General features: G+C 30.0%; 24 protein-coding genes and 1 pseudogene. 9 read left to right on the forward strand and 16 right to left on the reverse strand.

Going from position 1 to position 22,337, the window contains the following annotated elements; all coding sequences use genetic code 11:
• Positions 1 to 4: 4 nt before the first annotated feature.
• From ACREVU_RS19085 to ACREVU_RS19095, 3 genes are all read right to left on the reverse strand, one after another.
• A complete protein-coding gene (locus tag ACREVU_RS19085) occupies positions 5 to 1,219 on the reverse strand; it encodes an electron transfer flavoprotein subunit alpha/FixB family protein (RefSeq protein ID WP_431553185.1) in 1,215 nt (404 codons plus the stop codon).
• 17 nt (positions 1,220 to 1,236) lie between these two features.
• On the reverse strand, positions 1,237 to 2,025 hold the full coding sequence (locus ACREVU_RS19090; RefSeq protein WP_431553186.1) for an electron transfer flavoprotein subunit beta/FixA family protein: 789 nt from the start codon (positions 2,023 to 2,025) through the stop codon (positions 1,237 to 1,239).
• A 218-nt stretch (positions 2,026 to 2,243) separates the two neighbouring features.
• Positions 2,244 to 2,942 carry a FadR/GntR family transcriptional regulator gene (locus tag ACREVU_RS19095; RefSeq protein ID WP_431553187.1) on the reverse strand — a complete coding sequence of 233 codons (699 nt, stop codon included), beginning with the start codon at positions 2,940 to 2,942 and terminating at the stop codon, positions 2,244 to 2,246.
• 580 nt (positions 2,943 to 3,522) lie between these two features.
• Here ACREVU_RS19095 and ACREVU_RS19100 point away from each other — a divergent pair.
• A complete protein-coding gene (locus ACREVU_RS19100) occupies positions 3,523 to 4,410 on the forward strand; it encodes a resuscitation-promoting factor (RefSeq protein WP_431553188.1) in 888 nt (295 codons plus the stop codon).
• 165 nt (positions 4,411 to 4,575) lie between these two features.
• Here ACREVU_RS19100 and ACREVU_RS19105 read toward each other — a convergent pair whose 3' ends face one another.
• The 5 genes and pseudogenes from ACREVU_RS19105 to ACREVU_RS19125 form a co-directional block, all read right to left on the reverse strand.
• On the reverse strand, positions 4,576 to 5,007 hold the full coding sequence (locus ACREVU_RS19105; protein WP_431553189.1) for a hypothetical protein: 432 nt from the start codon (positions 5,005 to 5,007) through the stop codon (positions 4,576 to 4,578).
• A 305-nt stretch (positions 5,008 to 5,312) separates the two neighbouring features.
• A complete protein-coding gene (hepT, locus tag ACREVU_RS19110; RefSeq protein WP_431553190.1) occupies positions 5,313 to 5,732 on the reverse strand; it encodes a type VII toxin-antitoxin system HepT family RNase toxin in 420 nt (139 codons plus the stop codon).
• Positions 5,733 to 5,744: 12 nt separating this feature from the next.
• Complete coding sequence (gene mntA, locus ACREVU_RS19115; RefSeq protein WP_431553191.1) at positions 5,745 to 6,149, reverse strand: type VII toxin-antitoxin system MntA family adenylyltransferase antitoxin; 405 nt, start codon at positions 6,147 to 6,149, stop codon at positions 5,745 to 5,747.
• Positions 6,150 to 6,293: 144 nt separating this feature from the next.
• Positions 6,294 to 6,443 (reverse strand): annotated as a pseudogene (locus tag ACREVU_RS19120) (TipAS antibiotic-recognition domain-containing protein); the annotation flags it as partial.
• A gap of 2 nt (positions 6,444 to 6,445) precedes the next feature.
• Entirely contained in the window at positions 6,446 to 6,535 is a 90-nt protein-coding gene (locus ACREVU_RS19125; protein ID WP_431553192.1) for a MerR family DNA-binding transcriptional regulator, read from the reverse strand.
• A gap of 397 nt (positions 6,536 to 6,932) precedes the next feature.
• Here ACREVU_RS19125 and ACREVU_RS19130 point away from each other — a divergent pair, with 397 nt between their 5' ends.
• Entirely contained in the window at positions 6,933 to 7,949 is a 1,017-nt protein-coding gene (locus ACREVU_RS19130; protein ID WP_431553193.1) for a 2-hydroxyacyl-CoA dehydratase family protein, read from the forward strand.
• Positions 7,931 to 8,689, forward strand: coding sequence for an acyl-CoA dehydratase activase (locus tag ACREVU_RS19135; RefSeq protein WP_431553194.1), 759 nt, complete (start codon positions 7,931 to 7,933; stop codon positions 8,687 to 8,689). Before ACREVU_RS19130 ends, ACREVU_RS19135 begins: the two co-directional genes overlap by 19 nt.
• A 138-nt stretch (positions 8,690 to 8,827) precedes the next feature.
• Here the strand turns inward: ACREVU_RS19135 and ACREVU_RS19140 are convergent, their stop codons facing one another.
• Entirely contained in the window at positions 8,828 to 10,333 is a 1,506-nt protein-coding gene (locus ACREVU_RS19140) for a DUF1846 domain-containing protein (protein WP_431553195.1), read from the reverse strand.
• Between the two features lie 390 nt (positions 10,334 to 10,723).
• Between ACREVU_RS19140 and queD the strand changes: the two genes are divergently transcribed.
• From queD to queC, 4 genes are read left to right on the forward strand one after another with little or no spacing between them, the layout of a single operon-like run.
• Positions 10,724 to 11,152, forward strand: coding sequence for a 6-carboxytetrahydropterin synthase QueD (queD, locus tag ACREVU_RS19145; RefSeq protein ID WP_431553196.1), 429 nt, complete (start codon positions 10,724 to 10,726; stop codon positions 11,150 to 11,152).
• Between the two features lie 4 nt (positions 11,153 to 11,156).
• Positions 11,157 to 11,822 (forward strand): putative 7-carboxy-7-deazaguanine synthase QueE, encoded by a 666-nt coding sequence (queE, locus tag ACREVU_RS19150; RefSeq protein WP_431553197.1) that lies wholly within the window; start codon positions 11,157 to 11,159, stop codon positions 11,820 to 11,822.
• Positions 11,823 to 11,826: 4 nt separating this feature from the next.
• Positions 11,827 to 12,417: a GTP cyclohydrolase I gene (gene folE / locus ACREVU_RS19155; RefSeq protein WP_431553198.1), complete on the forward strand. Its 591-nt coding sequence runs from the start codon at positions 11,827 to 11,829 to the stop codon at positions 12,415 to 12,417.
• A 17-nt stretch (positions 12,418 to 12,434) separates the two neighbouring features.
• Positions 12,435 to 13,091, forward strand: a complete 657-nt coding sequence (queC, locus tag ACREVU_RS19160; RefSeq protein ID WP_431553199.1) for a 7-cyano-7-deazaguanine synthase QueC — start codon at positions 12,435 to 12,437, stop codon at positions 13,089 to 13,091.
• A 59-nt stretch (positions 13,092 to 13,150) separates the two neighbouring features.
• Here the strand turns inward: queC and ACREVU_RS19165 are convergent, their stop codons facing one another.
• From ACREVU_RS19165 to ACREVU_RS19195, 7 genes are all read right to left on the reverse strand, one after another.
• Positions 13,151 to 13,474, reverse strand: a complete 324-nt coding sequence (locus ACREVU_RS19165) for a thioredoxin family protein (protein WP_431553200.1) — start codon at positions 13,472 to 13,474, stop codon at positions 13,151 to 13,153.
• A gap of 246 nt (positions 13,475 to 13,720) precedes the next feature.
• Positions 13,721 to 14,416: a hypothetical protein gene (locus ACREVU_RS19170; RefSeq protein ID WP_431553201.1), complete on the reverse strand. Its 696-nt coding sequence runs from the start codon at positions 14,414 to 14,416 to the stop codon at positions 13,721 to 13,723.
• Between the two features lie 72 nt (positions 14,417 to 14,488).
• Positions 14,489 to 15,019 carry a hypothetical protein gene (locus ACREVU_RS19175; RefSeq protein ID WP_431553202.1) on the reverse strand — a complete coding sequence of 177 codons (531 nt, stop codon included), beginning with the start codon at positions 15,017 to 15,019 and terminating at the stop codon, positions 14,489 to 14,491.
• 169 nt (positions 15,020 to 15,188) lie between these two features.
• Complete coding sequence (locus ACREVU_RS19180) at positions 15,189 to 15,767, reverse strand: 5' nucleotidase, NT5C type (RefSeq protein WP_431553203.1); 579 nt, start codon at positions 15,765 to 15,767, stop codon at positions 15,189 to 15,191.
• Positions 15,768 to 15,879: 112 nt separating this feature from the next.
• Positions 15,880 to 16,776 (reverse strand): GNAT family N-acetyltransferase, encoded by an 897-nt coding sequence (locus ACREVU_RS19185; protein ID WP_431553204.1) that lies wholly within the window; start codon positions 16,774 to 16,776, stop codon positions 15,880 to 15,882.
• Between the two features lie 134 nt (positions 16,777 to 16,910).
• A complete protein-coding gene (locus tag ACREVU_RS19190) occupies positions 16,911 to 17,564 on the reverse strand; it encodes a hypothetical protein (protein WP_431553205.1) in 654 nt (217 codons plus the stop codon).
• 284 nt (positions 17,565 to 17,848) lie between these two features.
• Entirely contained in the window at positions 17,849 to 19,012 is a 1,164-nt protein-coding gene (locus ACREVU_RS19195) for an iron-containing alcohol dehydrogenase (protein ID WP_431553206.1), read from the reverse strand.
• 312 nt (positions 19,013 to 19,324) lie between these two features.
• Between ACREVU_RS19195 and ACREVU_RS19200 the strand changes: the two genes are divergently transcribed.
• Together ACREVU_RS19200 and ACREVU_RS19205 are read left to right on the forward strand one after the other, a co-directional pair.
• The gene (locus tag ACREVU_RS19200; protein ID WP_431553207.1) at positions 19,325 to 20,035 is read left to right on the forward strand and encodes an HAD family hydrolase; all 711 of its coding nucleotides are present in this window, start codon (positions 19,325 to 19,327) and stop codon (positions 20,033 to 20,035) included.
• A 105-nt stretch (positions 20,036 to 20,140) separates the two neighbouring features.
• Complete coding sequence (locus tag ACREVU_RS19205) at positions 20,141 to 22,231, forward strand: helix-turn-helix domain-containing protein (RefSeq protein ID WP_431553208.1); 2,091 nt, start codon at positions 20,141 to 20,143, stop codon at positions 22,229 to 22,231.
• Positions 22,232 to 22,337: the final 106 nt, after the last annotated feature.

Consider the following 22,337-nt stretch of genomic DNA (forward strand, 5'->3'; position numbering starts at 1 on the left):
TGCACTAAAAGTTACTTACACAAGACTCTGCTCCAAAATTTTTAATATTTTCTATTAACTTTGGAACTATTTCATATATATCTCCTACTATTCCATAGTGAGCTACATTAAATATAGAAGCATTTTCATCCTTATTTACTGCAAATATACGTTCTGAACTATTCATCCCAGCAGTAAACTGAACTGCACCAGAAATTCCAAGAGCTATTATTAGCTTTGGTTTAACTGTTCTTCCAGAAAGACCAATTTGTTTTTTAGGATCAATCCATCCTGCTTCAATTGTAGGTCTTGTCCCAGCTACTTGTGCATGTAAAAGATCTGCAAGTTCCTTAATCATAGCCATATCTTTTTCTGATTTTAAAGCTCTACCAACTGCAACGATTACCTCTGCATCTGAAATATTTTCTTCCATTTCTTTTTTTGTAACCTTTAATACTTGGATATTTGAATGGAGTTTTGCTTTATCTATATTACAAATTGTAATTTTACCCTTTGCATCACATTGTTTTTCTGGGGCATCCATTACCTTATATCTTACTGTAGACATTTGTGGTCTTGTATTCGGACATAAGATTTGGGCCATAATGTTACCACCAAAAGCAGGTCTTATCTGCACAAGGTCAGTATTTTCTTTCATTTTAAGCATTGTACAATCAGCAGTGAGGCCTGTTCTAAACCTTGCAGCTACTCTAGGGGCAAGAGATCTACCAATGGTTGTAGCTCCAACTAGTAAAGATGATGGCTTTACCTTATTTATAAAATCTTCAAAAGCAGCAGTATAAGGTTCTATCCTAAACTCTTCTAACTCTTCGTAGTCGTATACAAAAACCTCATCAACTCCATAATAAAGCAATTCTTCAGCTTTTTCCCTTATGTTGTGACCGATAAATATACAATACACTGGAAAATTTACAACTGCAGCTAGCTCTTTAGCTTTTCCTATAAGTTCCATGGTTACTGGATGTATAACACCTTCTACATGGTCAACATATACTCCTATACCTTTCCATAAACTCTTGTCAACCTTTACAGCTTCCGTTTCAATGAATTCCATTACTCCAGCAGGACCTTTCTTAACGCAAATCTTACACATTTTACAACCTGCATTAACTTCTATTTTTCCATCAAGGTATTCAATAGCACCAAAAGGACAAACCTTTAACAATTCTTTAACGTTTGAATCGTTTACTTTTTCTTGGTTACAAATTAACTTACTCATGAGAATTCCACCCTTCTTTATACAAATTTTAACTCTTTAAGTTTAGCAGCTATTTTCAAACTAAGTTGTGCTCCGGTGCCTGTCCATGTTTCTCTATCATTATTTACAGATGGAGGAAATATTCTTTCAACCTGAGTTGGTGAACCATTAAGTCCATATTTCTTTTCATCTTTATCTTCAAAGTCATTTAATGTTATCATTTTTATTTCTCTATCTTTTGTATCTATTTTCTTCCTATATGAAGGAAGCCTTGGCTGATATATATCTTTATCTACAGTTAAAAGACATGGAAACTGGATTTGAGCAACTTCAATAGTATTTGCCATATCCATTTCTACAATAACTGATTTCTCTTTTAATTCTATTATCTTTAAAACGTTTGCAATGTGTGGGATACCTAAATATTCAGCCATCTCTGGTCCTACTTGAGCTGTATCTCCATCTGTAGTCTGCTTTCCACATAATATAAGATCAAATTTCCCCATTTGTTTTACGCCTTGTGAAATTGTATAAGATGTAGCAAGAACATCTGCTCCAGCAAATTTTCTATCTGATATTAATGCGCCTTCATCTGCGCCCATCATATATGCTTCACGTATTACGTCCTTAGCTTGTGGTGGCCCCATAGTTATAACTTTAATTATTCCACCCTTTTGCTCTTTAATTTTAAGTGCTGTTTCTAATGCAAATAAATCAAAAGGATTCATTTTTGAATCTACTCCATCCCTTTTTAAAACACCTGTAACTGGATCCACTTCAACTTTTGAAGTTCCTGGAACTTGCTTTATACATACTAAAATATCCATATATTTTCCTCCAATCATTCTTATATAAAACTTAAAATTCATTAATGGTAGTATGGTCTGACCACCTTTAATTAATAATAACATACTATTATATATATTTCTATAATAGTTAAATAGTTAACGAAAAAAATTGTTTTATGCAAAAAAAAAGCAAAAGTGAGAGTAATAATGACCATTACCCTTATTTTTGCTTTTTTAATAAACTCCATATTTAAAAATTAATTTTCTTTTTTCATATACCTATTTGCAAAATCCAAATGTTCTCGCATTGCTTTCCGAGCCTCTGCTGAGCTGTGCTTTTCCATAGATAGATATATCTGATTATGTTGATTAAAAAGTACTTCCTTATTCTCCTTATGAGCTAGTATTAATTTTCTTGCATCCACTATAAAGTGATCAACAAGAGTTGATACTGTTTTTAGAATATTAAAAATTAAAACATTTCCTGAACATTCTGCAATTTTATAATGAAACTGTTTATCAATTTCAGCATTAACACTTTCATCACTAGAATTCATAAACTTTTCGGTAATCTCTTTTAATTCTTTCAATTGCTCTACAGTTATCCTTTTAGAAGCAAGGCCTGCAGCCTCCACCTCCATAATCTTTCTAAGCTCCCATATAGCATCTGGATCGCTACCTTCTAACATAAACATAATTGATAGTGGTTCAAATAAATTATCTTGAAAACTTGTTTTTATGTAATTGCCTTCTCCTTGTTTACACTCAATAAGTCCAATGACCTCTAATGCCCTAAGTGCCTCACGAATAGAAGCTCTACTTACCTCTAATTGCTCAACAAGCTTTCTCTCTGAAGGAAGCTTATCTCCCTTTTTAAGAGTCCCCTTATCTATCATATCTTTTATTTGCTCTATTACTTGTTCGTAAACCTTTGTGTTTTTTATTGGACTAAACATTTTGTCCCCCTTGGATATAACTCATAAATCATATATATAATTGTTTTACTCTTATTATTATACATTTTTTCCTTCTAATATTCAATATCATACATCATATATACTATAACATAATAATTATAGTTTTGCGATATGTTAAATTAATCGCAAACTATTGATGATTATTATAAAACTAGATTTATAATAATACGGTAATAAACATACCAGTGACTCTTTTAGTTACAAATTAAAAATATCGCATTAATCATAAAATTTTAGGATGTACAGTATATGTAACAAGTTGAAAAATCACAAAATCTAATTATACAAAAGCTATATGACATAACCATAAATTTAACTATTTCCATCTACTTACAAATGTGGTATACTACCATTACAATATATACCATATGCATTGCTATAGAAATACCTTTACCCCTTAATTCCTTGCAACTTTTCAGATTATTATTAAATACTATATATCTAAAAAATCTACACTTTAACCTCTCCCCCTAGATAATTATATCTAAATTTATAATAGGAGATGATTATTATCGTTAAATTTATAAAATATAAGCGAAAAAAAACTGCAATTAATTTTATGATGATTACAATAATTACCACCTTAACTACTTTCATGTGCTTCGCAGGTAAAAACAACATATTAGTTGTAGATGGTGAACCCATGGAATTATTAACTTACCAGGAAACTCTTCACAACACTCTGAGCAGTGCTGAAATAAATGATACCCTGCCTATAAATGTAACGGTATTTGTTGACAATAAAGAGCTTAATATAAGTTCTTCTGAAAAAACTATTGCTCTAATGTTAAAAGCTGAAAAAATATCATTGAGTACTACTGATAGGGTTTCACCATCAATAGGAACTATACTATTTCCAGGAATGAATGTTATCATAACTAGAGTTAAAATATCAACAATTAAGCAAACAGCACCAATTGCTTTTAAAACCATTACTAGAAAAGATATTAATACCTTAAAATCTAAAATCAAGGTTTTACAAATCGGAGTACCAGGTCAAAAAAGTGTTACAGTAAATGTGACATATGAGAATGGCAAGGAAGTATCTAGAAAAGTTATTAGTGAAAAGGTAATTAAAGCAGCTAAAAGTAAAATTATAGTTCAAGGTACTTTGCCAAAAATAACCTTTTCAAGAGGTGGATCTTTAACCCCCTCTAAAGACATCCTTACTGTAAAAGCTACTGCTTATTCTGCAGACGAAATGAACAATGCCTATACTGCCTCTGGAATAAAAAATGTCCGAAATGCAAATGGCTACAGTACCATTGCTGTAGACCCTAGAATTATCCCTATGGGAACAAAGCTATATGTTGAAGGTTACGGCTATGCTATCGCTGCAGATAAAGGTTCTGCAATAAAAGGAAATTTTATAGATGTTTTTTTTAATACCAATAAAGAGGCTGTTAATTGGGGTGTTAAATACATTAAAGTTCAAATATTAGATTGATTATTAGCGCATGATCATTATATATGATTAAATCATCATTATCGATGTTGCACTATTAACACCCAACCACAAAAACTGCCACAGATACTTCTGTGGCAGTTTTTATTTTAGTTATATATATATTAAAGAAAGTATATTGCCACGTGGATGGCATCGTATACTGCTTTATGCTGCAAATGATTCTTTTTCAATTATTTCTCTCTTTTGCTTTTTAATATGTAGAGTTATAGTGGAACCAATAACTCCAGCTAAGTAATCACTTAATATCAAAGTTATTACTAATCGATTAAATTTAAATGAATTTTCCGTTTTATTAAAAATTTTAAAAAATATGCTATAAAAAGCATAGAAAAATATCTCAGGGAAATAGGCTAATAAGATTTCAATAAAACTCCCATTTTCAATAAAATAAATACCTACTCTTAAAATATAAACAAAAATTGCACACATAACTCCCATTTTTATTGTATCTATTTCATCAAACAAGTATAAAAATACTGGGAATAATATTATGGCAACTGAAACTCTAAAGTTAGATATAAGTAAATTCATGTTTATCTGTGAAGTTATTGCAATAATTATAGATATTATAATCATTTTTTTTTATTTTATAGTTTTCATAATTGTCATATACATTTATCCTCACAACTATATTTTTTTAAGAGTTGTAATAATTATTAAAAGTTTACAGTCTAATACTAACATTTCGATATATATGTTGCAATTTATTTTGTTGTTTCTAAAGTATTTAGTAATAATATAAATTTTCAAGGGGAAGGTTAACAACTTTCAATATAATAAAAAAAATAGGGGAAGTTAGTAATTTCTAAAAATTACTAACTTCCCCTCCATGGCAACTTTATTATTTATTAAAACTTGCCACTTAAATGTAACCTCTTTTACTAGCTCATACTTGCTAATATATCACTTATAAATTTTTCGAAATCTTCCAAATTATTTTGAGTTATGTCATACACCATCTTATCATTAATATTAAAGTACATATGCACAATTCTATTTCTGAACTTTGCCATTAAAAAATATGTGGCTATATCTTCTGTTTTAATGACATTGTTATCAGCCAATATTTGAAAATGCGCCTTATTATCCTCTGGTTTTCCCCATCTATTTCTTGCAATTAAATGGCTAGCTATATCCAGCATGGCTTCTATAGTAACTTGTAATAAATATTTCGAGCTATCCACATTTCGAAAATCTTCAATAAATATTTCCTTATCTATTTTACTAAGCTTCTTCAATTTTGCTACGTTAGTTTGCATAAACAATATTTTTTGCTCTAATTTTTCTCTATCAAAATTCATATTTACCCCCACCTATAGTGAATAACTTTCATAGTAGTCTTTTCTAAAAGAGTCTATATAATATTTTTCTTCTCTATATCTGCTAATTACGTATTCAATATAATCACATGTTTTTATGAAATCAGCTTCATATAGACTTCTTCCTTCTCGTATAGTTTTAAATTGTAATGTTATAGGCGCTTTTTTTAAATCTACAGTATCAACATTTTCATAACCTATTATATCTGATATATTACATGATATTTTCATTTCATCTATAATAGAAATATCTTTACTAAACAAAATTGAAAAATCAATATCACTCTCTTCTCTTTGATATTCCGTTCCATATGAGCCAATTAACCAAACCGCTAGAATATCATCATTAGTTTTAAAGTATTCTGTTAATGTTGTAATCTTATCTTCAATATCTATCATGTAATTCCAACTCCTTTATTGGTTAATCATAATATTAAAACGAAATTTAAATTGTTCAACTATCTATATTATAGCCTATTTTCTACAAGATATCATTGATCTTAATAAAAAAAGAGGGACTTATTTAAAAATCTTTTCTGAAAATTAGTTGTTATCACAATAGTAAATCATTGCCTCACTTAAAAACTTAGCTAACCCAACCTTATGCTTATCAATGTTAGCTGTAAAACGTTCATCACAAACATATAACTCTCCAAGTCCTCTAAATATTTTCATAGTACAGTTGTAGAAGTTATCTACTTTAGAATACCTATTTGATCATAATGATGAAGTGTACGCACACTTACCCCCACTATATCAGCTACTTCTTTTATTTTATAAGACATAAAAAATCATCCCCTTTATTTTCTTTGTCCCTATAAATTTATAATAAACTATAACCCTACGTTAGAGTCAACATAAATTTAATATTTATTTCGACTTTATACTCTATTGACACACTTTACGTATACCACATTAAGCTTGTCACTTTTGCCACTTGCCATGTGGGTGGCAAGTGGCACCGCACCTACTCTTTTTTGACATCCCAGGCCACATGTAGTATACTTTATTAATATAAAATATAATAAGACAGTTCTAAACCATCCTGTCTATAAACAAAACTAGGACGTAGCTACCGTTTTAGGTAGTTTTTTTGTTTAAGGGCGGTTTATGCCCTTTTTTATTTGCTTAATTTTTACACCGATAAATAATTAATGGATTAGTTTTATAGGAGGCTTCATAATGAAAAAAATAGGTTTAACAACTACAGTACCAATAGAGGTTCTTATTTCAGCAGGTTACACACCCGTAGATTTAAATAATATTTTTATAACCTCAAAGGACTATATGAAATATATAGATGTTGCAGAGAGAGATGGATTCCCTAAAAACTTGTGTTCTTGGATAAAAGGAATCTATGGAGCTTGCTTAAAAAATAATATTAAAGAGATAGTTGGAGTTGTTGAGGGCGATTGTTCTAATACAAAAGCCCTTATTGACGTACTTGAACTTCGAGGAATTAAAGTTTATCCATTTTCCTTTCCCCATAGTCACAAGGTAGATGACGTAAAATATGAAATAACCAAATTTATGAATACCTTTGACGTAACAATTGAAAAAGTTGAAGTAGTTAGAAAAAGGTTAAATGAAGTTAGAACCTTAGCAAAAGAAATTGATGAATTAACTTATATTGATAATAAGGCTACAGGCTTTGAAAATCACCTATATCAGTTATGCACAAGTGATTTTAATGGAGATATAGATAATTTTGAAGCTGACCTAAAAAAAGTTATTATTACTATTAAAAATAGGAAGCCCATAAGTAGAAAACTGCGACTTGGATACATCGGTGTTCCGCCTATGACTTCAGATATATATGAATTTGTTGAGAGGCTAGATGCTAATTTCGTGTACAATGAAGTTCAAAGAGAATTTGCTTTTCCTAGAGCTGATAGCTCATTAGATATATTTCAACAATATTACGACTACACTTATCCATATAATGTTGAATTTAGAATTAGAGAATTACAAAAGCAAATTGGCCAGCGAAAATTAGATGGTATAATTCACTACACTCAAGCCTTTTGCTATAGAGCAGTAGAACATATTGTTTTAAAAGAAAAATTAGATATTCCCATATTAAATATTGAAGGAGACAAATTGAACGTCCTAGATGCAAGAACAAAACTTAGGTTAGAAGCCTTTCTTGATATGCTAATAGACTTAAAGGAGGCTAAAAAATGCGAGTACTCGGTATAGACCTTGGAAGCCGCTCGGTTAAGATTGTTTTAATGGAAAATAATAAAATAATTCAGAAGGAAAAAGTAAGTACCATGAATTTTTACAAAAATTACTGTGACTTTAATGGTAAAGTTATTGTTAATTTAGAAAAGTTTCATCTCGGACAAATAGATAAAGCTGTGTCAACAGGCTATGGAAAAAACAATACTGATTTATTGCTCTTTACTCCAATAAATGAACTAAAAGCCCATGTCTATGGAGGCTTCTATCAAACTGCCCTAAAGGATTTTATACTCTTAGATGTAGGAGGCCAAGACGTTAAGGTTGTAAAAGTAGAAAGAGGCATTATTACAGACCTAGAGCTTAATGAAAAATGTGCCGCCTCCTGTGGAAGATATTTAGAGAATATGGCAAATGTACTTGAAGTATCCCTCCATGATATGAGTGAGCACTATGAAAATCCTGTGGAACTTAATTCAACCTGTGCTGTATTTTCCGAGTCAGAGTTAATTGGTAAAATAGCCGAAGGTATAAGTATAGAAACCTTGTGTTCTAGTGTTAACTATTCTTTATACAAGAGACTTAAACCTCTTTTAAGTAAATTCAAAGGTAAAAAATTAATTTTAACTGGCGGTGTTGCTACTAATACTGCAATAAGAAAATTTTTAAAACAAGATTACGAAGATATAGTATCCATTAAAGAGCCACAATTTAACGGTGCAATTGGATGCTGTTATTATGGAAGTGTTTTTTTGTAGCACTGACCTATATTATAACAGCCTAACAAAAAAAGTCACACTCCCATTTAATATAGGAATGTGACTTTTTAATAACTCACTATTTAAAGAGATATTCACTTAACTTAGTTAGTTAGTTCGTTAACAATACAAAAATTATTATATATAATAAAGACTTTCAGTTGCATATTCCGCATCAGACGTTATGTCTATGCCAAGTTTTCTAAAAGTTTGCTCATCAGCTGTACTTATAATTGTAGTTGAGTGAGCTTGACATCCTTTTAACATTACCAACTTATCCATAGCTACCTTTGCTATTGGATTTGTAGCAGCACATATACTTAGTGCAATTAGTATATTTTCACAATCCAAAGCGGGTTTTTTACTGCCTAATACTTTAGATTTTAAATTTATAATTGGCTCAAGTATAACTGGAGAAATAAGATGAATTTCGTCATCTATATTTGCAAAATATTTAACCGCATTTAAAATTATAGCAGCTGTTGCATCCATTGTATCTGAACTTTTACTAGTTAATATTGTTCCATCATTAAGCTCTATTGCGAGGGCTGGGCAAGCTTCAGTTTTACTGGAGCATTGTTTTAAAGTAGCTGAACGTTCTCTTGCAGGCATAACAACTTTTCTATCTTGCTGTTTTAAATTAAGTTCTTCCATAAGAAGCTTAACTCTATCAAAAGTTTCTTTGTTTATATACCCTTTTTTATACTCACAACCTGTTTTAAAGTATCTTCTTATTACCTCTTGCCTTGATGCCTCTTTGATAACGTCATCGTCAATAATTCCAAAGCCTACTCTATTAACTCCCATATCTGTTGGGGATTTGTAGACAGCCTCTTCTCCTGTTATTCTTTCTATAATTCGTCTAAGTACAGGAAATGTTTCAATATCACGATTGTAGTTTACAGCTATCTTGTTGTAGGCATCAAAATGGAAGGAATCTAGCATATTTACATCGTTAAGGTCTGCTGTTGCAGCTTCATATGCTATATTTACAGGATGCTTTAGTGGAATATTCCACACTGGGAAAGTTTCAAACTTTGAATAACCAGCAGCTCTTCCATGCTTATGTTCATGATAAAGTTGACTTAGGCAAGTAGCTAGCTTCCCACTTCCTGGACCTGGTGCTGTTACTACTACAATAGGTTTTGTAGTTTCAATAAATGGATTTTTACCATATCCTTCATCACTTACAATTGCATCTACATCTGTAGGATATCCTTTAGTTGCTCTATGTTTATATACTTTTATTCCTCTGCGTTCAAGCTTATTTATGAAGATTGTAGTTGCTGGTTGCCCGTCATATCTAGTAATTACAACACTATTTACATCAAGCTCATATGCACGTAAATCATCAATTAATCTTAAAACATCCACATCATAAGTGATCCCAAAGTCTCCTCTTATTTTGTTTCTTTCAATATCTCCTGCAAATACACAAATAATAACCTCAACTTTTTCTTTTAATTTATGTAATAATTTAATCTTTGCATTTTCATCAAACCCTGGTAAAACTCTTTTTGCATGAAGATCATTAAAAAGTTTTCCACCAAATTCCAAATATAACTTATCATAATTGTTAACTCTTTCTAAAATATACTTTGATTGCTCTTCTAAATATTTTTTCTGATCAAATCCTATTTTCATTTTTACTCCTCACTAACAACGTTATTTGTTAGATATATTATAACCAATATTTTTACATAATAATATAATTAAATTTGCTTTTACAACTTTATATTATTACACAATTTCAGTTCAAAGTAAACTGAATTTGAGATGAAAATTTCACATTATAATTTGACATACCTCACAGCTTATAGTAAAGTTAATAATTATAAAACTAAATAAGACAGTTCTAAACCATCCTGTCTATAAACAAAACTAGGACGTAACTACCGTTTTAGGTAGCTTTTTTTGTATAAGGGTGGATAATACCCTTTTTTATTTGCAAAAAATTATAAGATATAAGAACTGACACAGATTTTATAATGATTATTTATTAAATCAACATAAACTCTAGGAGGAGTGTACCACATGTATATTTTAAAGGCAGAACATAGCTTTGACAGTGCACATTTTCTTTCTGGCTATGATGGAAAATGTTCGAATATTCACGGACATAGGTGGAGGGTTGAAGTAGAAGTCCAATCAGAAACCTTGGCACAAGGCGGTCAGCTTGACGGAATGATAATAGATTTTGGTGATTTGAAAAAAGATGTTAAAGCTATAATAGATTCTTATGATCATGCCTTAATAGTTCAAGAAGGTACCATGAGAGATGTTACCTTAAATTGTATTATGCAAGATGGCTTTAATGTAATTGAAGTTAATTTCAGACCAACAGCGGAGAATTTTGCATGTTTTTTCTTTAAACTAATTAAAGATATAGGATATCAAGTAAAGAGAACTACAGTTTATGAAACACCTACTAATAGTGCAACATATGAAGAAAGCGAGGCATAGCAGCGTGAAATTTAAAGTAGTTGAAAAATTTACAAGCATTAACGGGGAAGGTCCACTAGCAGGACAACTAGTAGTATTTATAAGATTTGCAGGTTGCAATTTAAATTGTAGTTACTGTGATACTAAATGGGCTAATAAAGACAATGTGTGTTATGATTTCATGACTTCGGGTGAAATATATAACTATATTAAATCTACTGAAATACAAAATGTAACCTTAACCGGTGGAGAGCCATTGCTTCAAGAAGGAATTATTGAACTATTAGAATTGCTTTCTAAAGATAGATCCCTTCATATAGAAATTGAAACTAATGGTAGTATTCCTTTAAGTGAATTTGACCACTTAGAAAATCCACCAAGTTTTACTATGGATTATAAATTGCCTTGTAGTAATATGGAAGATAAAATGGATTTAAACAACTTTGATCATTTAAATCCTAGGGATACAGTTAAATTTGTTTGTGGTACCATGGAAGATGTAAAAAGATCCAAATTCATAATAGACAAATATAAACTCTCACATAGAACTAATGTGTATATTAGTCCAGTCTTTGGACAAATTGACTTAGCAAAGATTGTAGATTTTATGGTGTATAATAAAATGAATGGAATTAATCTTCAAGTTCAACTTCATAAAATCATCTGGGATCCAAATAAGAGAGGTGTATAAAATTATGACAATAGATACAAAAGCAATAGAAGAACATATAAAAGGCATTTTAATAGCTTTAGGTGATGACCCAAGCCGCGAAGGTCTTAAAGATACTCCAGCACGTGTAGCTAAGATGTATGAAGAGGTATTTGCAGGCATGTGCTACAGCAATAATGAAATTGCTGAAATGTTTAATACAACTTTTGAAGATAAATTAATAATTAAAGAGGATTGCCTTGATATAGTCATAATGAAGGATATCCAAATTTTTAGTCATTGTGAACATCATCTAGCTCTTATGTATAATATGAAAGTTTCAGTTGCATATGTCCCTACTAAAAAGATTATTGGTTTAAGTAAAATTGCTAGAATAGCTGACATGGTAGGCCGAAGATTGCAACTTCAAGAAAGAATAGGCACAGACATAGCTGAGATTATGCAAATAGTAACTAGTTCCTCGGATGTGGCTGTTATTATAGAAGGCGAACACGGTTGCATGACCACAAGAGGCATAAAAAAACCAGGCACTAAAACAATGACAACTACTTATACAGGAAGATTCAATACTGATGTAATTTTAAATAATAAATTAATGATGCTTTTTAATAAATAAAGGTTGGTGTATTAATTATGGATAGGGAGAAAGCAATAGTAGTATTTAGTGGCGGACAAGATAGCACAACTTGCTTATTTTGGGCATTAAAAAAATATAAAAAAGTTATAGCTGTGTCTTTTGATTATGGTCAAAAACATATATTAGAACTAGATTGTGCAAAGGATATATGTAAAAAACACAATGTAGAGTATCATTCTTTAGACTTAAACCTATTAAATCAATTAGCACCAAATTCATTGACAAGAAAAAATATGGAAGTAGACAAGTCAGCACCCAGTGGTACTGTACCTAATTCCTTTGTAGATGGAAGAAACTTATTATTCTTAACCTTTGTAGCAGTATTTGCAAAGCAAAGAGGGATAAACACTATTATAACTGGTGTATCTCAAAGTGACTTTAGTGGGTACCCAGATTGTAGAGACGTATTTATAAAATCCTTAAATGTTACCTTAAACTTAGCCATGGGCTATGATTTCGTAATTGAAACGCCTTTAATGTGGATTAACAAGGCCGAAACTTGGAAAATGGCCTATGATTTAGGTGTACTTGATATAGTTAAAGAGGATACTTTAACTTGTTATAATGGAATAAAAGGAAATGGCTGTGGAAACTGCCCTTCTTGTAAATTAAGAAAAAAAGGGTATTTAGAATTCAAAGAAAAATATCTTTAAAATAAATAGAGCGCTTCGTAAATTTAATAAATTTTACTAAGCGTTCTTTTTTTATTATTCTAAAACAACATATTATAATATCTTTCTATAGTTTTTTCTAATATTTCAACGCTGATAAATCTTGCCTCACGAATTATTTCTTTGCCCTCAATATAAACCAAAATCCCCGGCAAAGTAAATATTGAATACTGCCCAGCTGCCTCTGTAAATTCATCAACACTAATTTTACTTACTACAATCTCTGGAAACTTAATTAGCATTTCTTCAATCTTAGGAAGCAGTGCCCCACATACGTTGCATGCTTCTGAACTAAAATAAAGCATTGCTATTGTATTGTTTTTTATGAACTCATCTATTTCATCTAAGGTATTTAACTCTATCATTATTATTCCTCCTAACTGGTGCTTGATGCCTAGTGTCATCCATGTGACAAGTGGCATCTTCAAACTAATTATTTAATAAAACTACTAAATAATCAGCTTTTTTATACCCCCACCCCCTATATACTATTCTTTTATTTTCAACATGTCAATGCGCGGCTAATAGTTCTTCAAGATCACTCAAATTATATTTTATTACCCCTTGTTTATTTAAATTTTTTTAGCATACTTTAAAATTTTAATTAAATGCTATTTTCTATAGCTTACTTCTCCCAAATCTGGTACATGTTCAAATTTAATAATATTATTATCGTATAAGAATTTCACACCATCAATCCATTGTCCTTCATAATCTTTCTGCAAAAATGTTTCAATTAAAGATACCGATGTTATTTTCCCTCCAGTTGACCCTTGAAAATAACCTGTTGCCCAGGAAGATCCTTTAAATTGAGATACATCGCTAATTTTCTGATTATCTTCAGACTCTTTTAAATTTATCACTGCAATTTTTTTCCCATCAATTTCTGTAATTTCATAAACCTCAATAGGAAGATTATTAAAATGAATCTCTGATATTGCTTTAGAAAGAGCATTCAACTTATTTTTTACGGATAAATCTTCGGATATATAAGTTCCAAAATGTATCTCCTTAATATAGCTATTTATATCAGCTGAATATATTGGGTAAACACTATTTTTGGGTTTAGATATCTCTTCCTTTACGAAACCAGCATTTGACTCTAAATCCTTTAATTTAGTTTTTAAGCTTTTAGATTCTTCCGTTAACTCCACAACTGAATTTTCTAACTTACTATTTTTCTCCTTCATAGTACTAATTTCTTTTGTTAGTGTGGTATTCGCCTCTTTTAGTGAGTTAGAACATCCACTTATTAACACAACCACAGTAACTATGACCACACATAATGATATTATTTTTTTATACATTTTACACCTCCACCGCCTATTGTACTTTATTACATATAACCACCATTACTAATCGGAAGTTTATTTGAATTTTTATTTATTTTCAATAAATTCTATAATTTTAAGTTCTAATTTGTCTAGATTTTTCACTTGATTCGTCTTCTCTTGTGTGTAATCTTTCTCAGATCCTAGGTTATTCCATTCTATAGTTTTCTTATGTCCTTTTAAGTAGATGGTTAGATATGATTTCACAATGCTTGAATCCATTTTAGCCTCATATGTAATTTTATCTGGATAGCTCATGATGTTTTTTTCAGTAATATAAGTTTCAATTTCTTTCATTTCACTTTCGGTAAGCGATAACTTTGTTTTAACTTTTCTCTTATTCACCGATTCCTTCACAAAAGTATCATTTAAAGTATTTAATACATTTTTAGGCTTTCCATTATACTTGAATAATATTAAATTTACGTCTTCTCCAACACCATACCTTAAAACAATATTAAATTTATTTTTTTCACCTTGGTATTTATATAAATCAAAAACAAAAAATCCTAAAATTATAATTAATATTAGGAGTAAAATTCTCTTTATGTATCCTTTTTTTCTCAATCTACTTCTCATGATACCCACCCCCCATAACAACTTAAATTTAATCCTTCTTCTTATCATTGAAGTCAAGATCAGATATTTTTATCATTAATGTTATATTATGGTTAAATAGTATCATGCTTTCATGCAGCAGTAAATAGTTTTAATTTTTATAATTTATCAAAAAATAAATAAACTGCCATTACACTGCTTTGCACTGTAATAACAGTTTATTTATTATTGAATATATTTCTTTCCAATTATAAACCCTAACTATATTCTCATTCAATGGCTTTCGATTATAATTAGTATCTATCAAAAGAACCTTAAATCCTGCATCTGCTAGCTGAACTGCGTTGTCATAATTATCTTCGATAAACACATTACATTCTAATTCTCTTGCTTTATCCACTTTATAATGACTTCCTAAAACAAACAAATCGTCATAGGGAATTCTATTTTTTCTTAAATAGGAATGAGTTAACATAGTGAGTGATTTTTCTCTTGCCGTAACGAAAAATATATTGTGCATAAGACTTAGTCTTTCTATAACAATCTGCACATCTTCTCTAAGCTTTTGCTCTGAATGAATTTGGATTTTATTTTCATCATAAAATTCTTCATATTCACTCTGCTTAATACCTATTACCTCATGGATATAATATTTAGTTATTTGATCTTCAGTTATATTTTTGTTAAAATATTTATTGGTAATATTAAGCCAATAATAAGCATCCGTTATTGTTCCATCAATATCAATACATATATTTAAATTTTTCATCTTTTCTTCACCTCCCTTATGTATTCATTATATGCTCGGAAGGTTAAGAACAAGTTAACGCTTGATTATGTTTTGTTTAATTTTTGAGAATTTTAATAATATTTAAACTACGTTAAGAAACTATATAATAATCCATTACAGAAATCTCTTCAAAACCACAGGATTCATAAAGTGCAAGAGCTTTTTTATTTTCCGTAGCAACTTCAAGAAAGGTATTATCTACTTGTTCTTTCTTTAATATATCCAATGCTAAGCACAAGATTTCTCTTCCATAGCCATTTCCTCGAGAATCTGGAATTACTCCAAACCCATAAATAAAGCCCTCATTATCCGCTATAGAAATACGGATTTTACCTATAACTTCCCCCGAAAGTTCTGCCAAATAGTTGATAGCAGAATCATCTATCTGAAGAGATATTTCATCTATGTCTTCTTGAAGTTTCTTTTCATCTACATCCTTTTCAAGATTACCAAAATAAATAGAATCTTGTCTATAAAGTTCAGTAGCATCTTCCTTTGTTGCCGGCCTTAGTATTATTGCATGGTTAGTAGACTTGTACACTGATTTTTTATTCAAACACATCTTGTACTCAGAAGACCCATATTCAGCACCAATGTTATTTATAAAGGTTAAACCTGAAAGTGATGTGTGATCACATAGCAATAACACCTCTGATGGACATATCTTTTGCCATTCTTCCTCAGCAAGTAAATATAGTTTTTTAAATATTCCCTTCCTACGAAACTCAGGTTGTACCATCCCTGTAACCTCTACTGAAGTTCCATGAAAATTACATAGGCCTAAATAACCTACTAAAATTTCATTATCGTAATATAGAAACTCTGCCATAATTTTGTTTTTTAGGTGCATTTTAAAATCCAGCTCTAATTTCAAATTAATCTTTTGCTTTTTATAGCAAATAGCTTCTAAACTTTTAATAGCTTTATAGTCCTCTTCATTTAATTCGGACTTCATAGTCATAGTAATCGTATGTTGGTGATTGTCCATTATTTTTCCCCCTATTTCTCAAAATCTATACTTAGAATATAACCCATACCTTTGTAAGACTCTATATAAAAAATAATTATACTTGTTCTTTAGTATGAAAATCATATACTGCTTCATTATTTTCAATTATAATCCTATTTTTTACTGTTTCTATCTCGAGAAATAACCTTCCAAAAATGTCTAAGGGTATGAACCCCTTCATAAAGAAGACCTGTTTTACAAAAGAAACGATCGTCATCCTTTGTTTTTATCTTCTGTATAAATGGATAATCCTTGAGATTACCTGAATAATAAATAAATTCACCCATAATGCCGCTAATATCTGTTGGTGTTATCTTATAAGATTCTAATGTTGTAAGTTTAAGTCCTCCTTGTCTTAGGGTTTCCATGACAAATTCAGAGCATATGTAGGTCTTGTAAATAGTATGCTTTTTTTTAGAAATAAGCCCAAGGGCTTGAATGAAATTGTAGTAATAAACCTCTTCGTCATTATATATATCGTATATGAATTTACTTATTAATTCATATTGCTCTGCAGTTACAGGTATACGATATACAATAATAGGTACATCATCCTTAAGTCCTATTGTAAGTGTAAACACACTCTCTCTGATAATACCGCCTACAAGAGGATTGCTAACTGCCAATCTACAAAAGGAATACATTTGGCTTAAATTTTCATCTAAACTTATTGATGCATGATTATATTTTCCTTTTAAAAATTTTCTAATTATCTTACCCATAGAAGTTGGTGTTCTTGAAATAATAACATAAACATACTTTTCCATCTTGCTTCTCCTTGTAATTACCTAGATATTATTTAAATAAAATTCATAAAATATAATATTTATAATTATTTACATAAAAAATAAAAGTAATTCTATTATAAACCTTATTTGATTATTTTCCATGTAATTATTTTAATCTCATATTTGCCTATGTTTAAGATATTATTATTTCCATGTTTTACACTTATCAGGTTATCTAATTTGCAAAAAGAACTCCAAAACCTTGATATTTCTAAGATTTTGAAGTTCTTATTTGATTTGTATTTACTACAATATTATCTAAATTATAATGATGCTCTAAATATATTTAATACATCCTGAGCTTCTAAAACTCTGAAGTTTCCTAGATTACCATTTCTTGTAGCTTGCTTTGCCATTTCTTCTAATTTATCTTCGCTTATGCCAACTTCACTTAGTGAAGAAGGAATTCCTAAGGAATTATAATATTCTCTTGTTTTTTCAATTGCCTCATTTGCAATTGCATACTTATCACCACTCTCATCAATATCCCAAACATTTACTCCATATTCAACAAATTTATCTAAGGTTGAATCACTTAAAATGTATTTCATCCAATGTGGTGTTAATATCGCAAGACCTACTCCATGAGTAATATCATAGTATGCACTTAGTTCATGCTCCATTGCATGAACACTCCACTCTGTTTCTTTTCCATAGCTTAAAAGACCATTTATTGCAAGGCTTGAAGTCCACATTAAATTAGATCTAGCTTCATAATTTTCTGGGTCTTTTAAAGCTATTGGTCCATAATTTATGCAGGTTTTAAGCATTGCCTCAGCCATTCTGTTTTGCAAAAACGCTTCCTTTGTGCTACTAAAATACACTTCAAATATGTGACTAGTTATATCTGCAGTACCTGCTGCTGTTTGTCTTTCAGGTACTGTGTAGGTATAAGTAGGATCCAATATAGAGAACTTAGGTGCCATATCTTGGTGTCCTGTGGCTAATTTTTCTTTTGTGTCAAAATTGGTAATTACAGCTCCAGCATCCATTTCAGAACCTGTTGCTGCAAGAGTTAATACAGTAGCAAGTGGAAGTACCTTTTTAATCTTCCTTGGATCTAGCACTATATCCCATGCATCCCCTTCATAATAATAGCCTGCTGCTATTACCTTTGCACAGTCAATTGAGCTTCCCCCACCAACTGCAAGGATAATATCTATCTCATTATCGCGGCAAATTTGAACACCTTTTCTAACACTAGTTAATCTTGGATTTGGTTCTACTCCTGAAAGCTCCCAATAACTAATATCATTGGTTTTAAATATCTCAGTTATTTCATCATATAATCCACTTTTCTTAATGCTTCCGCCTCCATAAACAAGTAATACTTTAGAGCCATATTTTTTTATTTCACTACCAAGTACATCTATTTGATTTTTACCAAAAAATATCTTAGTTGGAATTGAATAATTAAAATTTTTCATGTTAAATTCTCCTCTTTATTTTTTATTTTTTTTTCATAGTTTCTTATTTAATTAAGACCACAGACATTACACAGTGTGCAATATTTTTAAAATCATTCAATAATATTAACTTTATAAGTGTTATTCTACCACTATAATCATTTAATGCAAGTACACACTTTTATAACATATAGTTACTATAATGATACTATTAGTTTTTATTGACAAAACTTAGAATTACACATAATATTTCTTTATTACCTATAATATAAAACGAGTAAAATCAATCAGTGTACAAGCAAGTGCACTAGATATTACGAGGAGCGTAAATAAATGAATACAATATTGTTTGATCTTGATGGTACCTTACTTCCTATAGACATGATTCTGTTTGAAAAACTATATTTTAAGGAGCTTTCAAAAAACTTTGCTGATATAATATCCCCTAGTGAACTAGCCAAAAATATATGGAGTTCTACTAAAATAATGGTAGAAAGCACAGAATATAAAACTAATGAAGAAATATTTATGGCTGACTTTACCACTAGAATGAATATGGAACTTCCCGTTCTGCAAAAACGTTTTGATGATTTTTACGATACAAATTTTTTAAAAATCAGTGAATACGTTTTGGATATCCACTGCATAAAAGAAAGTGTTAATCTATTAAAAGCAAAAGGTTATACTGTTGCACTAGCTACTAATCCATTGTTTCCTGAAAAAGCTATTCATCATAGAATACGTTGGGCAGGCTTTAAGCCAGAAGATTTTTCATATATTTCAACCTTTGAGAAAAACCATTACTGCAAACCTCAATTAAAATATTATGAAGAAATACTAAAAGATATTGAAAAACAGCCAGAAGACTGCTTGATGGTTGGGAATGATGTTCAAGAAGATATAATTGCGAAAAACCTTGGACTAAAGACATATCTAATAACAAATAATCTTTTACATAGGACCCAGGAAGAAATAATAACTGATTATAGTGGAGAATACGAGGATTTCTATGAATTTGTAAAATACTTACCTTCTATAAAATAATAAACCTTCTTTGGTGCTTTTTAATTCATGATGTATACTGTATATATATCGCAAACTTGCCACTTGCCACCTGGGTGGCACCGTGCGCCAAAGGAGATTATTACAATGAGAAAAAAATATATAAGTTATATAAATGATTTACCTATAACCATCTCCCTTGAGAGTATAAATGACTATCCAATACACTGGCATAATTCTATAGAAATAATTTTTGTACTTGAGGGCAGTGTTAATGTACTTATAGAATCAGGAACTTATGAAATTGAAGACGGTGAAATTGAAATTATAAATTGTGATGAAGCACACAGAATTTATTCAAAAGAAAAAAATAAGGTGTTAATTTTTCACGTTGACCCTACATTTTTCGAAAAATATTATGATGATATGAAAAATATTTATTTTTATACAAATTCTACGCAGGAAGGCGCACAACTTGAAGAAAAGTACGATATTCTTAGAAAATACTTATCTATTCTAGCTTGCGAAGTAATACAAAAGAGTGAGAACTTTGATGATAAAATAGAAGCTGTTTTAGTAGAATTATTATTCCATTTAATAAATAACTTTCACTATCTTAACTACGATGAGAAAGATTTAAAAGAAAATGTAATCCAATTTCAAAGGTATCATAGAATAAGAAAGTACATCTATAATAACTACATGAATAAAATTAGTTTACAAGATATAGCTAATACAGAATATTTAAGTTCTTATTATTTATCTCATCAAATAAAAGATATATCCGGAACAAGTTTTACAGAGTTGGTTAATATTGTTAGAGTAGATGAATCTATTAAATTATTATTGGATACAGATAGAACCATCTCAGATATTTCTCTCGATGTTGGTTTTTCTCATGCCCGGTATTATAATAAGAGCTTTAAAGATTACTATAAATGTACTCCCCTACAGTTCAGAAAAAAATATCATATAGATGAGGATAAATTTGATAGCTTTAAACAAATGCAAATACATGATTTATACGAAACTCTCCCATATATATCTTATTATTTAGAAGACTATGATAGATTTAACTATACTAACAAAATCATTAAACTCCAGATAGATTCTCTTTTGCCAGGTACAAAATTACAACATATATGGAAAGAAAAATTGAATTTAGGTCAAGCAGAAGAACTAATTAAATCCGGTGAACAGGGATACTTAAGATCTATTCAAGAAGCTATAGGCTTTGAAAATGGTATAATTCAAAATTTATTTGGAAAAGAAATGAAAATATATTTTAATGAAAACGTAAGATTTCTAAATTGGAATGAAGTTGAAAAGCTATTAGAGTTTTTAATGGATATATCACTTATACCCTTAATAATTTTAAACCAGACTTTTGAGGATAGGAGCTCTTTCATAAAACTTTTAGAAAGCTTTATATTATATTTTGCTGATATATATGGAATTGAGGTAGTTAGGCTGTGGAAATTCCAAGCCTCCAAAGATTTATCCGTAGAGTATATAGATATTACACGAGAAATTTTTGAAAAGTATGAATTGCAAAATTTAATAGAGGAGCCTTTTGATGTTCCTAAAACTATAAATACTATTTATGATTCCTCCTACATGCTTCCATATATTATTCATAATTTCATTAGTAACAATAACAACAATCTGCTTACACTTAAGGCTTTTGATACTGTAGAGGAAAACTCTATTTTAAACAACGAATTATTTTTTGGATCACCAGGACTTCTTACTTTAAATGGGATAAATAAAGTTTCCTATTATGCCTATTATTTATTGTCAAAACTAGGCAATGAGGTTATAAAGCAAGGTGATGGATATATTATCACAAGGCAAGATGAGGATATTCAAGTTTTACTTTACAGTTACAGTGATGAACTTAATTCCTTAATTAAGCTAGAAGATTTATCCAAAGGTAAGGGGAGCAAAAATATTACCGAGAGAAAGATATCCTTATCCATTAAAAATTTAGTTAATGACTATAAAGTTATTAAATATGAAATTGGTGAAAAAATTGGATCTGCTTACGACATTTGGTTACGTATGGGTAAACCCAAAAGACTTAGTTATGATGAGTGGAAAATTCTAACAAAGATTTCTGCTCCTAATGTTTCACTTTCTTTTGCAAAAAAAACTACAGTTTACAATAACATAATAAAGATTGAAGGCTATGGAGCCACTTTAATAGTTCTTCAAAAAGTACAAAAGCACCTATTTTAGGGTGTTTTTTTGTTATTTAAGTATTATTGAAAGTAAAATGTTAGCAACTTTGTCCATTTTATCTAGCAACCCTGTGAATGTTAATGTATTCATAATAGCGTAGAAT

The organism is Clostridium sp., from assembly GCF_050717535.1.
In the GTDB taxonomy this organism is placed as follows: Bacteria; Bacillota; Clostridia; order Clostridiales; family Clostridiaceae; genus Clostridium_AD.